Genomic DNA, 11,102 nt, shown 5'->3' on the forward strand with positions numbered 1-11,102 from the left:
GGTTTTACTGAGAAGGATAAGGTCATGCGCCATCGTAAGAGTGGTCGTCAACTGAACCGCAACAGCAGCCATCGCCAGGCTATGTTCCGTAACATGGCAGGTTCGCTGGTTCGTCATGAAATCATCAAGACGACCCTGCCGAAAGCGAAAGAACTGCGTCGCGTAGTTGAGCCGCTGATTACTCTTGCCAAGACTGATAGCGTTGCTAATCGTCGTCTGGCATTCGCCCGTACTCGTGATAACGAGATCGTGGCAAAACTGTTTAACGAGCTGGGCCCGCGTTTCGCGAGCCGCGCCGGTGGTTACACTCGCATTCTGAAGTGTGGCTTCCGTGCAGGCGACAACGCGCCGATGGCATACATCGAGCTGGTTGATCGTGCTGAGCCGAAAGCAGAAGCTGCTGCAGAGTAATCTGTAGTAACGTAAAAAAACCCGCCCCGGCGGGTTTTTTTATATCTACCCCATCCCCACTTCACTACAATATCTGTACTCTTTTTGTTCATCCCCCGGAGCCGTAGAATGTGGTTACTGGATCAGTGGGCAGAACGCCATATCCTCGATGCTCAAACCAAAGGCGAGTTCGATAATTTACCCGGTAGCGGCGTGCCGCTAACGCTCGATGACGATTCGCATGTACCGGCCGAGCTGCGGGCAGGCTATCGCCTTCTGAAGAATGCAGGGTGTCTTCCCCCGGAGCTGGAGCAGCGCAAAGAAGCGGTGGCTCTGGCAGACTTGCTGAAGGGGGTCCGTCAGGACGACCCGCGGCATGCCGAACTCAGCAAGCGCCTTGCTCTGCTCGAGCTTAAGCTGCGTCAGGCAGGACTGAACACCGATTTTTTACGCGGTGAGTACGCCGATGCGTTGCTGCACAAAATTAATCAGGAGTGAATATGTATCGTATTGGTGAGCTGGCAAAACTGGCTGATGTGACGCCAGATACCATCCGTTATTATGAAAAACAGCAAATGATGGATCATGATGTGCGCACTGAGGGGGGATTTCGTCTTTACTCGGATAACGATCTACAGCGTTTGCGCTTTATTCGCTATGCCCGTCAGCTGGGCTTTACTCTGGAAGCGATCCGCGAATTATTGTCGATCCGTATCGATCCGGAGCATCACACCTGTCAGGAGTCGAAAGGGATCGTTCAGGCGCGATTAAGCGAAGTTGAGGCGCGGATCAACGAGCTACAAACGATGCGTCGCTCTCTGCAACGGCTCAATGATGCCTGCTGCGGCACAGCTCACAGCAGCGTTTACTGTTCGATCCTCGAGGCCCTTGAGCAAGGCGCCAGCAACGGTAATACCGGGCGTTGATTTTTTGTGCGCGCGGATCTACACTCGCGCGGAATTCACACATCCACTGGAGTTACTATGAGTCGCTATCAGCATACCAAAGGACAAATTAAAGATAACGCCATTGAGGCACTTCTCCACGATCCATTATTCAGGCAGCGCGTAGAGAAGAATAAGAAAGGGAAAGGAAGCTATCAACGTAAAGATAAACATGCAGCAAGGAATGACCGGGAGGCCAGTGGCAAGCAAGCGAATCGCTTTTTTACCACTGGCCTTCTGCTTTCACTGCTGATTAAGAACGGTTGCTTTGTTCTTTCAGCAGATCGCGAATTTCGCTCAGCAGGACTTCTTCTTTAGAGGGCGCTGGCGGTGCCGCCGGAGCCTCTTCTTTCTTACGATTTAACTTATTCATCAGTTTAATCGCCATGAAAATGGCAAATGCGACGATGATGAAATCGAAAACGTTCTGAATAAACACCCCGTAGTGCATCACCACTGCCGGTACATCACCCTGGGCATCGCGCAGCGTGACGGCAAACTGTTTAAAATCGATCCCGCCAATCAACAGGCCGAGCGGCGGCATAATAATATCCGCGACCAGTGACGAAACAATTTTACCGAATGCTGCACCGATGATCACACCCACTGCCAAATCGACAACGTTCCCGCGCATCGCGAATTCGCGAAACTCTTTTAAAAAACTCATTTTATTCTCCTTGAGCCAGCTGACGTTGTAAGTTTAACAAATGTATTTTCATTTGCCATTCCCCGTAGAGCGTTACAGGAAAATATTAACCATTGAATAATAAGGGATAATAAAAGGCGCCTGTTCGACGCCCTGGGAATTACAGGAAGAAGGGGCTTGGCTGGAACAGCCTTTCTACATCGGAAATAAACTTTTTATCAGTCAAAAACATGATCACATGATCGCCCTGTTCGATCCGCAGATTATTATTGGCGATCATCACGTCATTCCCGCGCACGACGGCGCCGATGATCGTGCCTGGCGGAAGTTTGATCTCATCGATCGACCGCCCGACTACCCGCGAGGTGCTCTCATCGCCGTGTGCCACTGCTTCGATCGCTTCCGCAACGCCGCGGCGCAGGGAGGAGACGCCGACAATATCGGCTTTACGGACATGGCTGAGGAGGGCGGAAATCGTGGCCTGCTGAGGCGATATCGCGATATCAATGACGCTACCCTGAACCAGATCCACATAGGCTCTGCGCTGGATCAGCACCATGACTTTTTTGGCCCCCATTCGCTTGGCCAGCATCGCAGACATGATGTTTGCTTCGTCATCGTTAGTGACGGCAATAAACAGGTCCACCTGGTCAATATGCTCTTCGGCCAGCAGCTCCTGATCCGATGCATCACCATAGAAGACGATAGTATGCTGCAGTTTTTCTGCCAGCTCAGCGGCTCGCTGCTGATTGCGCTCGATAAGCTTAACGCTGTAGTCTTTTTCCAGCTTATGGGCCAGGCCCGCGCCAATATTGCCGCCGCCGACCAACATGATGCGTTTGTAAGGTTTCTCCAGACGCTGGAGTTCGCTCATGACCGCGCGAATATGCTGCGAGGCGGCAATAAAGAAGACTTCATCGCCGGCCTCGACAATCGTCGAACCCTGTGGGCGGATGGGGCGATCGTGGCGGAAAATGGCGGCCACGCGCGTATCGATATGCGGCATATGCTCACGCATGGTGGACAACGCATTCCCCACCAGCGGACCACCGTAATAGGCTTTCACCACGGCGAGGCTGACTTTACCTTCAGCGAAGTTCACGACCTGCAGCGCGCCGGGATATTCTATGAGGCGATGAATATTGTCGATGACCAGCTGTTCCGGAGCGATTAAGTGATCGATGGGCACAGCTTCAGAATTGAAGAGCTTTTCCGCATCGCGGACGTAATCAGGCGCACGAATACGGGCTATACGGTTTGGCGTATTGAATAATGAATAGGCGACCTGACAGGCCACCATGTTGGTTTCATCCGAACTGGTGACCGCCACCAGCATATCGGCATCATCGGCTCCTGCCTCGCGCAGTACGCGGGGGTGAGAACCGTGCCCCTGGACGACACGCAGGTCGAACTTATCCTGCAGGCTGCGCAGACGGTCGCCATTGGTATCAACCAGCGTAATATCATTGTTCTCGCCGACGAGGTTCTCCGCCAGCGTGCCGCCGACCTGGCCGGCGCCCAGAATAATAATCTTCATCTGCAGTGATCCATTAGTTCCGACGTTTGATTAGCTTAGCGTAAAAGAAGCCATCGCCTTCTTCCGCACCCGGCAGATTTTGCTGTCCCGGGCTTGCCGGCGTACCGGTTGCGTGAAGCTCTGCATCCGGGGTCCGCGCGAGGAACGCGGCAATTTGCTGACTATTCTCTTCCGGCAGAATAGAACAGGTAGCGTAAACCAACGTGCCGCCTGGCTTCAGATGCCCCCAGATGGCATTGAGGATCTCGGCCTGCAGCTGGGCTAAATCGCCGATATCCCGATCCCGGCGCAGCCATTTGATATCCGGGTGGCGGCGGATAACGCCGGTGGCGGAACAGGGGGCATCCAGCAGAATACGATCGAACTGCTCGCCGCCACACCACTGCTCAGGGAAGCGACCATCGCCCTGTTTGACTTCGGCTTTCATGCCCAGCCGTTTCAGGTTGTCATAGACGCGGGAAAGACGCTGTTCATCAATGTCTACCGCCATGACCTCAGCCTGGGGAGCGACTTCCAGAATATGCGTCGTCTTGCCGCCCGGCGCGGCGCAGAGATCGAGAATGCGCTCGCCGTTTTCCGGCTGCAGATAGCGCATGCAGCCTTGGGCCGAGGCATCCTGAACGGTTACCCATCCTTCGGCAAAACCCGGCAACGCATGGACCGGGGCAGGGGTGGCCAGACGCACGGCGTCGGGATAGTCAGGGTGGGTGAAGCCCTCTAAGCCGGCCTCTTTAAGCAGAGCAAGCCATTCGTCTCGGGAATGATGGTTGCGGTTAACGCGCAGCCACATCGGCGGGCGCTGGTTGTTCGCATCGACGATCTCCTGCCATTGTTGCGGCCAGGCCTGCTGCAGACGCTTCAGCAGCCATTTGGGATGAAGGTAGCGGTTTTCCTGCCCGGCGAATTCTGCCAGTAGCTCTTCCTGCTGGCGCTGAAACTGGCGTAACACCCCATTGATCAGCCCTTTAAGCTGCGGGCGCTTAATCGCCACCGCGCCTTCTACCGTTTCAGCCAGCGCGGCGTGCGGAGGGATGCGGGTGTAGAGTAACTGATAGAGCCCAACCATAATCAGAAAGTGCACGGTGCGCTGTTTGCCGGTCATCGGACGCGCCATCAGCTTGCTGATAAGCCACTCCAGCTGGCTGAGCGTACGCAGTACGCCAAAACACAGCTCCTGCAGCAGCGCTTTGTCTTTATCGCTGACTTTTTGCTGTAGAGGGGGCAGGACGTTGCTTAAAGACTGACCTTTTTCAACGACTTGCTCGATAGCCTGGGCGGCCAGGCTGCGTAAATTTATATTCTTTTTCATAAGCGCAAAAATAAAAATGCCCGGCGAACCCGGGCTTCAGAAGAGACGACCGTCAGGCGAGACGGGTGCCAGGAGTAAACCACTCCCGGCGGGAATTGAGTAAATCCTGGGCGCTCATCGCTTTTTTACCCGCAGGCTGTAGCGACTCCAGACTGAGGATCCCATCGCCCGTGGCGACCTGGATACCCTGTTTGGTTGCTGCCACGATAGTACCCGGTTCGGCATGCGCAGCTTCGGCAATGACCGATGCCCGCCACACTTTTAGCGGCTGCCCGTCAATTTCCAGCCAACTCATTGGCCACGGATTAAAGGCGCGGATGCAGCGCTCCAGCTGTGCGGCAGAAAGCGACCAGTCGATGCGAGCTTCTTCTTTACTCAGCTTCTCGGCGTGGCACACCAGCGATTCATCCTGTACTTCAGGCTGTGCGGTGCCGTTGGCCAGCTGGGCTAAGGTTGCCAGCAGACCTTGAGGGCCGAGCTCGGCCAGCTTATCGTACAGGCTGCCGCTGGTATCCTCTGCGGTAATGGGGCAGGAAAGCTTATACAGCATATCACCCGTATCAAGGCCGACGTCCATCTGCATGATGGTTACGCCTGTTTCGCTATCCCCCGCCCACAGCGAACGCTGGATCGGCGCTGCGCCACGCCAGCGCGGTAGCAGGGAGCCGTGAACGTTGATGCAGCCCAGACGGGGCATCTCCAGCACCGCTTTCGGGAGAATCAAACCGTACGCCACCACCACCATGATATCGGCGCCGAGATCGGCGACTAATTGTTGGTTGTCCTGCGGACGCAGGGAAGATGGCTGGAATACAGGTAAGTTATGGGCTTCAGCCAGCACCTTTACCGGGCTCGGCATCAATTTTTTGCCGCGGCCAGCAGGACGGTCTGGCTGTGTGAATACGCCAACAACCTGATGTTCAGACGACAACAGCGCGTCAAGATGACGCGCTGCAAAATCGGGGGTGCCGGCGAAAATGATACGTAGTGATTGTGACACGGTATTCCTTGTTATCAGGCACGGGAACGTAAACGATCCAGTTTCTCAACCTTCTGACGAATGCGCTGTTGTTTGAGCGGTGACAGATAATCAATAAACAGTTTGCCGACCAGATGATCCATCTCATGCTGAATACAGATAGCCAGCAGGCCATCGGCCTCCAGTTCAAATGGCTTACCGTCGCGATCCAGCGCTCGGATCTTCACTTTTTCCGCACGCGGCACCAGGGCGCGCTGTTCCGGAATCGACAGGCAGCCTTCTTCGATGCCCGTTTCGCCATCTTTTTCCAGCAGCTCCGGGTTGATTAACACCAGCTGCTCTTCACGATTTTCCGACACATCAATAACGATAATGCGCTGATGGATATCGACCTGGGTCGCGGCCAGACCAATGCCCTCCTCAGCGTACATGGTGTCGAACATATCATCGACGATACGCTGAATTTCCGCATTCACTTCTTTGACCGGCTCGGCGACTTTGCGAAGGCGCTCGTCCGGAATATGTAACACTTGCAAAACTGCCATAAAGTTCCAGAGTCGTATTCAGGAGTTGATAAGATTATTAGCTCTATTCTAGACAAAACACCCTGCAATTGACAGTCTCACTGTCCAATCGCAAAGATTGTCAATACCGCTTATGGCAGGGGGTAAGGATGACGCCCGACGAGATTTGGCTGCGGCTGATGAAGGTCAGTAACTTGTATGGCGACAGAATGCTGAAGATCGCACAGCGCTTATGCGCAGCCGCCAGCGTTGATCGTGAAGCGCTGCATGCTGTCGGGATGTCCGCGGCGCAAGCAACGTTATTTTTTCGGCTTGACGGGCGTGAGCTTGATGAGACGCGGCGCTGGCTGGAGCACCCGGAACATCATCTGTTACGGGCCGACGATCCGCGCTTTCCGTTTCGGCTAAGGGCCATCGCTGATTACCCCGGTGCGTTGTTGGTCAGCGGCGATCCCGCTCTGCTTCACAGCGCGCAGCTTGCCGTTATTGGTAGTCGCCTGCATTCCTGGTATGGCGCTCGCTGGGGGAAGCTTTTCAGCGAAACGTTGGCGCGTAAAGGAATGACTATCACCAGTGGGCTGGCGTTAGGCATTGATGGCGTAGCGCATCGCGGCGCGCTCGCGGCCGAGGGCAAAACCATCGCGGTACTGGGCAACGGACTGGGTAAGGTTTATCCGCGGCGCCATGCAAGCCTCGCCCAGCAGATCATCGATAATGGCGGTGCGCTGGTGTCTGAATTTCCACTAATAACGCCGCCGCTTCCCGCGCATTTCCCCAGGCGCAACCGGATTATCAGCGGCCTGAGCCTGGGCGTGTTGGTGGTTGAGGCGGCATTGCGAAGCGGCTCGCTGGTTACCGTCCGCTGTGCTCTGGAGCAGGGAAGGGATGTGTTTGCCCTGCCTGGGCCGATAGGCAATCCGGGATCGGAAGGCCCACACTGGTTAATTAAGCAAGGCGCGGTGCCGGTGACCTCGCCAGAGGATATTGTGGAATACTGGCACAACGAGCTGACCTGGCTAACTGATACGTCTGATTCGATAAATAATTGCGCCGATCAGCCGTCTGTAGCATTGCCATTTCCGGAGCTCCTGGCTAACGTAGGAGATGAGGTAACACCTGTTGACGTTGTCGCTGAACGTGCCGGCCAATCTGTGCCAGTAACCGTAGCTCAGCTACTTGAACTGGAGTTAGCAGGCTGGATCGCAGCTGTACCCGGCGGCTATGTCCGATTAAGGAGGGCAAGCCATGTTCGACGTACTCATGTATTTGTTTGAAACTTACATCCATAGCGAAGCAGAAATGCGCGTGGATCAGGACAAACTGACGCGGGATCTTACCGACGCAGGTTTTGAGCGGGAAGATATCTATAACGCGTTAATGTGGCTCGAGAAACTGGCTGATTATCAGGAAGGTCTCGTTGAACCCATGCAGCTCGCTTCCGACCCGCTGTCGCTTCGGGTATATACCGAAGAGGAGTGCCAGCGTCTGGATGCCAGTTGCCGGGGATTTTTACTCTTCCTCGAGCAGATTCAGGTGTTGAACCTCGAAACGCGAGAAATGGTGATAGAGCGCGTACTGGCGCTGGATACGGCAGAATTTGAGCTGGAGGACCTGAAATGGGTCATCCTGATGGTACTGTTCAATATTCCGGGCTGTGAAAACGCCTATCAGCAAATGGAAGAATTACTCTTCGAAGTAAATGAAGGTATGCTGCATTAATCTTTTTGCAGCAACATCGAGTTGTTATGACCAAATCAGCACTGTTTTCGGTGCGTAAAAATGAGCCCTGCCCGCAGTGCGGGGCTGAACTGGTGATCCGTTCCGGGAAACATGGCCCGTTTCTCGGCTGTTCGCATTATCCGGACTGTGACTATATCCGTCCCCTGAAAAGTCAGGCGGACGGGCATGTCGTTAAGGTGCTGGAGGGGCAAGCATGCCCATCGTGCGGCGCGGTTATGGTGCTACGCCAGGGGCGTTTTGGGATGTTCATTGGCTGTAGCCGCTATCCGGAATGCGAACATACCGAGCTAATTGATAAACCAGATGAGACGGCTATTGCTTGCCCGCAGTGCGGACAAGGCCATCTGGTCCAGCGTCGTTCCCGTTTCGGTAAAACCTTTCACTCCTGCGATCGCTATCCTGATTGTCAGTTCGTTATCAATTTTAAACCGGTGGCGGGCGAATGCCCTGAATGCCATTACCCGCTGTTAATAGAAAAGAAGACGGCGCAGGGGCTCAGACGCTTCTGTGCCAGTAAACAATGTGGAAAGCCGATCCCGGCGGAATAAATCAGTGAACAATAACCTGCCCTCAGAAGCCGTCGCCCATGCCGTGGCGGTCCTGAATAATGAACATGTCATCGCCTATCCCACGGAAGCTGTTTTTGGCGTCGGCTGCGACCCTGACAGCGAAACGGCCGTTATGCGTCTGCTGGAGCTGAAGCAGCGTCCTGTTGAGAAGGGATTGATCCTTATCGCCGCTAGCTTTGAGCAGCTGAAGCCCTATATTGATGATTCTCGGTTAAGTGACTCGCAGCGGGCAGCAATCTTTTCCTGCTGGCCAGGACCGGTGACGTTTGTATTCCCGGCTCGTCCTGAAACGCCACGCTGGCTGACGGGTCGTTTTGATTCGCTGGCCGTACGCGTAACCAACCATCCGCTGGTGATTGAATTGTGCGAAGCCTACGGAAAACCGCTGGTCTCGACGAGCGCCAATCTCACCGGTCAACCGCCTTGCCGCACTACCGCAGAGGTCCGTGCTCAGTTTGGTGACAGCTTCCCGGTCGTGGATGGCGCTACGGGCGGACGTCAAAATCCATCTGAAATACGTGATGCCCTGACGGGTGAACTGTTCCGCCAGGGGTGAATCATGGAAACCTACGCTGTTTTTGGTAATCCGATTGCGCACAGCAAGTCGCCTTCTATTCACCACCTTTTTGCCCGCCAGTTAGGGATTACCCATCCTTATGGACGTGTGCTGGCGCCGCTGGACGATTTTGTCTCTTCTCTGAATCAGTTTTTTGCGGAAGGAGGAAAGGGCGCCAACGTTACCGTTCCTTTCAAAGAAGAAGCCTTTGCGCGCGCGGATGAACTGACAGAACGCGCTGCGCTGGCGGGAGCGGTGAACACCCTGAAACGTCTGGAAGATGGGCGTTTGCTGGGCGACAACACGGATGGTATTGGTCTTCTGAGCGATCTGGAGCGTCTGGGATTCATTAAGCCACGCCAGCGGATCCTGCTTATCGGTGCCGGTGGCGCATCGCGTGGGGTACTGCTGCCGCTGCTGTCGCTGGGGTGCGCTGTGACGATCGTCAATCGCACCTATGCTCGTGCCCATGAGTTAGCCACGCTCTTCGCCCATACCGGCAGCGTCAGCGCACGGGAAATGGATACCTTAGCCGGGGAAACTTTCGATCTGATCGTCAATGCAACATCCAGTGGGATAGAGGGTGATGTGCCGGCTATCCCGGCGTCTGTTGTTAACCCCGACGTGTATTGCTATGACATGTTTTACCAGAAAGGGGCGACGCCATTTCTTCAGTGGTGCCAGCAGCATGGCGCAACCCACTGCGCTGACGGGCTGGGAATGCTGGTGGCGCAAGCCGCCCATGCTGTTCTGCTATGGCACGGCGTCCTGCCGGCTATCACCCCGGTTATAGAAACGCTGCAACAGGAACTGAATGCATGAATCAGGCGATTCAGTTTCCCGATCGGGAATCATGGGATGCCGAACGGCAGGGCGTGGTTTTTCCCGCGCTGGTCAATGGGATGCAATTAACCTGCGTAATTTCAGGGCAGATCCTGCAGCAGCGTTTTGGCGCAGAGGGGCCAGCGCAGTGGCTGGCCGCATTCCGGGAACATCGTTGGGATCTTGAGGAAGAGGCTGAGGCATTGATCCGCGATAATCAGGAGGATGCTCAGGGTTGGGTCTGGCTCTCCTGATCCAGATATTCATCTTTCCATTTCACATAGTTATTTGCTGAATATTTTAGGCCTTCCCGCTCCGCCTCTGTCAGGGGGCGGATCTGTTTGACCGGATTGCCAAAGTAAAGGAAGCCGCTTTCAAGCTGTTTATTCTGCGGCACCAGACTTCCCGCGCCAATCATGACGTCATCACCAACCACGACACCATCTAACAAGATCGAACCCATACCAACCAGCACGCGGTTGCCGATAGTGCAGCCGTGCAGCATCACTTTGTGACCAACCGTCACATCCTCTCCAATGATCAGTGGATTTCCCTCAGGCTTGTAAGAGGATCTATGGGTCACGTGTAGAACGCTGCCGTCCTGAATATTGCTACGTTGACCTATCGACACGAAATTGACGTCGCCGCGAATGGCGACCAGAGGCCAGACGCTGACGTCATCGGCAATTCTGACATCACCGATGACGACGCTGGATGCGTCAATCATGACGCGAAGACCGATTTGCGGGAAAAATGTTTTATAGGGACGCAGGTGAGCAGACATGTTGACCTCAAAAATACGGGAGCGTAAGAAGACTTTGGTGGCTTTTATCTCGCTCTGCAACCCCTGAAAACGGTGAAAATTGAGCAAATCGCGCAATTACACGGCGAAAAGGGTGAAAAATCACCATTCAGAAAAAAAGATCGAAAAAAGGCTTGTGCAAAAAAATGGGATCCCTATAATGCGCTCCCACTGACACGGCGGATGTGAATCACTTCACACAAACAGCCGGTTCGGTTGAAGAGAAAAATCCTGAAAAACGGGTTGACTCTGAAAGAGGAAAGCGTAATATACGCCACCTCGCG

At 54.6% G+C, this 11,102-nt stretch carries 16 protein-coding genes; 10 read left to right on the forward strand and 6 right to left on the reverse strand.

Translation table 11 applies throughout. The features are described 5' to 3' along the window. The first annotated feature begins 24 nt into the window (after nt 1-24). The 4 genes from rplQ to ACLH1U_RS24845 all read left to right on the forward strand — a co-directional run bounded on the left by rplQ (nt 25) and on the right by ACLH1U_RS24845 (nt 1,652). Nucleotides 25-411, forward strand: coding sequence for a 50S ribosomal protein L17 (gene rplQ, locus ACLH1U_RS24830; protein WP_002919206.1), 387 nt, complete (start codon nt 25-27; stop codon nt 409-411). A gap of 108 nt (nt 412-519) precedes the next feature. Continuing rightward, complete coding sequence (locus tag ACLH1U_RS24835; protein WP_032454201.1) at nt 520-888, forward strand: DUF1992 domain-containing protein; 369 nt, start codon at nt 520-522, stop codon at nt 886-888. A 2-nt stretch (nt 889-890) separates the two neighbouring features. After that, entirely contained in the window at nt 891-1,316 is a 426-nt protein-coding gene (gene zntR / locus ACLH1U_RS24840) for a Zn(2+)-responsive transcriptional regulator (RefSeq protein WP_023291172.1), read from the forward strand. A 57-nt stretch (nt 1,317-1,373) separates the two neighbouring features. Next, nucleotides 1,374-1,652, forward strand: coding sequence for an alternative ribosome-rescue factor A (locus ACLH1U_RS24845; RefSeq protein ID WP_023291171.1), 279 nt, complete (start codon nt 1,374-1,376; stop codon nt 1,650-1,652). Here ACLH1U_RS24845 and mscL read toward each other — a convergent pair. The 5 genes from mscL to def form a co-directional block, all read right to left on the reverse strand. Then, nucleotides 1,588-2,001, reverse strand: a complete 414-nt coding sequence (mscL, locus tag ACLH1U_RS24850) for a large-conductance mechanosensitive channel protein MscL (RefSeq protein ID WP_411299507.1) — start codon at nt 1,999-2,001, stop codon at nt 1,588-1,590. The genes ACLH1U_RS24845 and mscL overlap by 65 nt on opposite strands. Before the next feature lie 139 nt (nt 2,002-2,140). Next, nucleotides 2,141-3,517: a Trk system potassium transporter TrkA gene (gene trkA, locus ACLH1U_RS24855; protein WP_002919153.1), complete on the reverse strand. Its 1,377-nt coding sequence runs from the start codon at nt 3,515-3,517 to the stop codon at nt 2,141-2,143. A gap of 13 nt (nt 3,518-3,530) precedes the next feature. Continuing rightward, nucleotides 3,531-4,826: a 16S rRNA (cytosine(967)-C(5))-methyltransferase RsmB gene (rsmB, locus tag ACLH1U_RS24860; protein WP_087849556.1), complete on the reverse strand. Its 1,296-nt coding sequence runs from the start codon at nt 4,824-4,826 to the stop codon at nt 3,531-3,533. A gap of 52 nt (nt 4,827-4,878) precedes the next feature. After that, nucleotides 4,879-5,826, reverse strand: a complete 948-nt coding sequence (fmt, locus tag ACLH1U_RS24865) for a methionyl-tRNA formyltransferase (protein WP_017900611.1) — start codon at nt 5,824-5,826, stop codon at nt 4,879-4,881. A 14-nt stretch (nt 5,827-5,840) separates the two neighbouring features. After that, nucleotides 5,841-6,350 carry a peptide deformylase gene (gene def, locus ACLH1U_RS24870; protein ID WP_004206802.1) on the reverse strand — a complete coding sequence of 170 codons (510 nt, stop codon included), beginning with the start codon at nt 6,348-6,350 and terminating at the stop codon, nt 5,841-5,843. Between the two features lie 128 nt (nt 6,351-6,478). On the opposite strand from def, the gene dprA reads away from it, so the two are divergent. Genes dprA through ACLH1U_RS24900 form a run of 6 tightly spaced genes read left to right on the forward strand, consistent with a single transcriptional unit; the run spans nt 6,479 to nt 10,270 of the window. After that, nucleotides 6,479-7,603: a DNA-protecting protein DprA gene (dprA, locus tag ACLH1U_RS24875; protein ID WP_232712622.1), complete on the forward strand. Its 1,125-nt coding sequence runs from the start codon at nt 6,479-6,481 to the stop codon at nt 7,601-7,603. Further along, nucleotides 7,575-8,048 carry a DUF494 family protein Smg gene (gene smg, locus ACLH1U_RS24880; RefSeq protein ID WP_002919137.1) on the forward strand — a complete coding sequence of 158 codons (474 nt, stop codon included), beginning with the start codon at nt 7,575-7,577 and terminating at the stop codon, nt 8,046-8,048. Before dprA ends, smg begins: the two co-directional genes overlap by 29 nt. A gap of 26 nt (nt 8,049-8,074) precedes the next feature. Continuing rightward, the gene (locus ACLH1U_RS24885; RefSeq protein WP_023291168.1) at nt 8,075-8,617 is read left to right on the forward strand and encodes a type I DNA topoisomerase; all 543 of its coding nucleotides are present in this window, start codon (nt 8,075-8,077) and stop codon (nt 8,615-8,617) included. 4 nt (nt 8,618-8,621) lie between these two features. Further along, nucleotides 8,622-9,194, forward strand: coding sequence for an L-threonylcarbamoyladenylate synthase type 1 TsaC (gene tsaC / locus ACLH1U_RS24890; protein ID WP_004206805.1), 573 nt, complete (start codon nt 8,622-8,624; stop codon nt 9,192-9,194). A gap of 3 nt (nt 9,195-9,197) precedes the next feature. Next, nucleotides 9,198-10,016, forward strand: a complete 819-nt coding sequence (gene aroE, locus ACLH1U_RS24895) for a shikimate dehydrogenase (protein WP_411299508.1) — start codon at nt 9,198-9,200, stop codon at nt 10,014-10,016. Beyond that, entirely contained in the window at nt 10,013-10,270 is a 258-nt protein-coding gene (locus ACLH1U_RS24900; protein ID WP_048298473.1) for a DUF1488 domain-containing protein, read from the forward strand. Before aroE ends, ACLH1U_RS24900 begins: the two co-directional genes overlap by 4 nt. On the opposite strand, the gene ACLH1U_RS24905 is transcribed toward ACLH1U_RS24900, so the two are convergent. Beyond that, nucleotides 10,246-10,800, reverse strand: a complete 555-nt coding sequence (locus tag ACLH1U_RS24905; RefSeq protein ID WP_044524944.1) for a gamma carbonic anhydrase family protein — start codon at nt 10,798-10,800, stop codon at nt 10,246-10,248. The two genes, ACLH1U_RS24900 and ACLH1U_RS24905, sit on opposite strands and share 25 nt — an antisense overlap. Nucleotides 10,801-11,102 lie beyond the last annotated feature (302 nt).

This window comes from Klebsiella sp. 1SOBk5mer, from assembly GCF_046603115.1.
Classification (GTDB): Bacteria; Pseudomonadota; Gammaproteobacteria; order Enterobacterales; family Enterobacteriaceae; genus Klebsiella; species Klebsiella quasipneumoniae.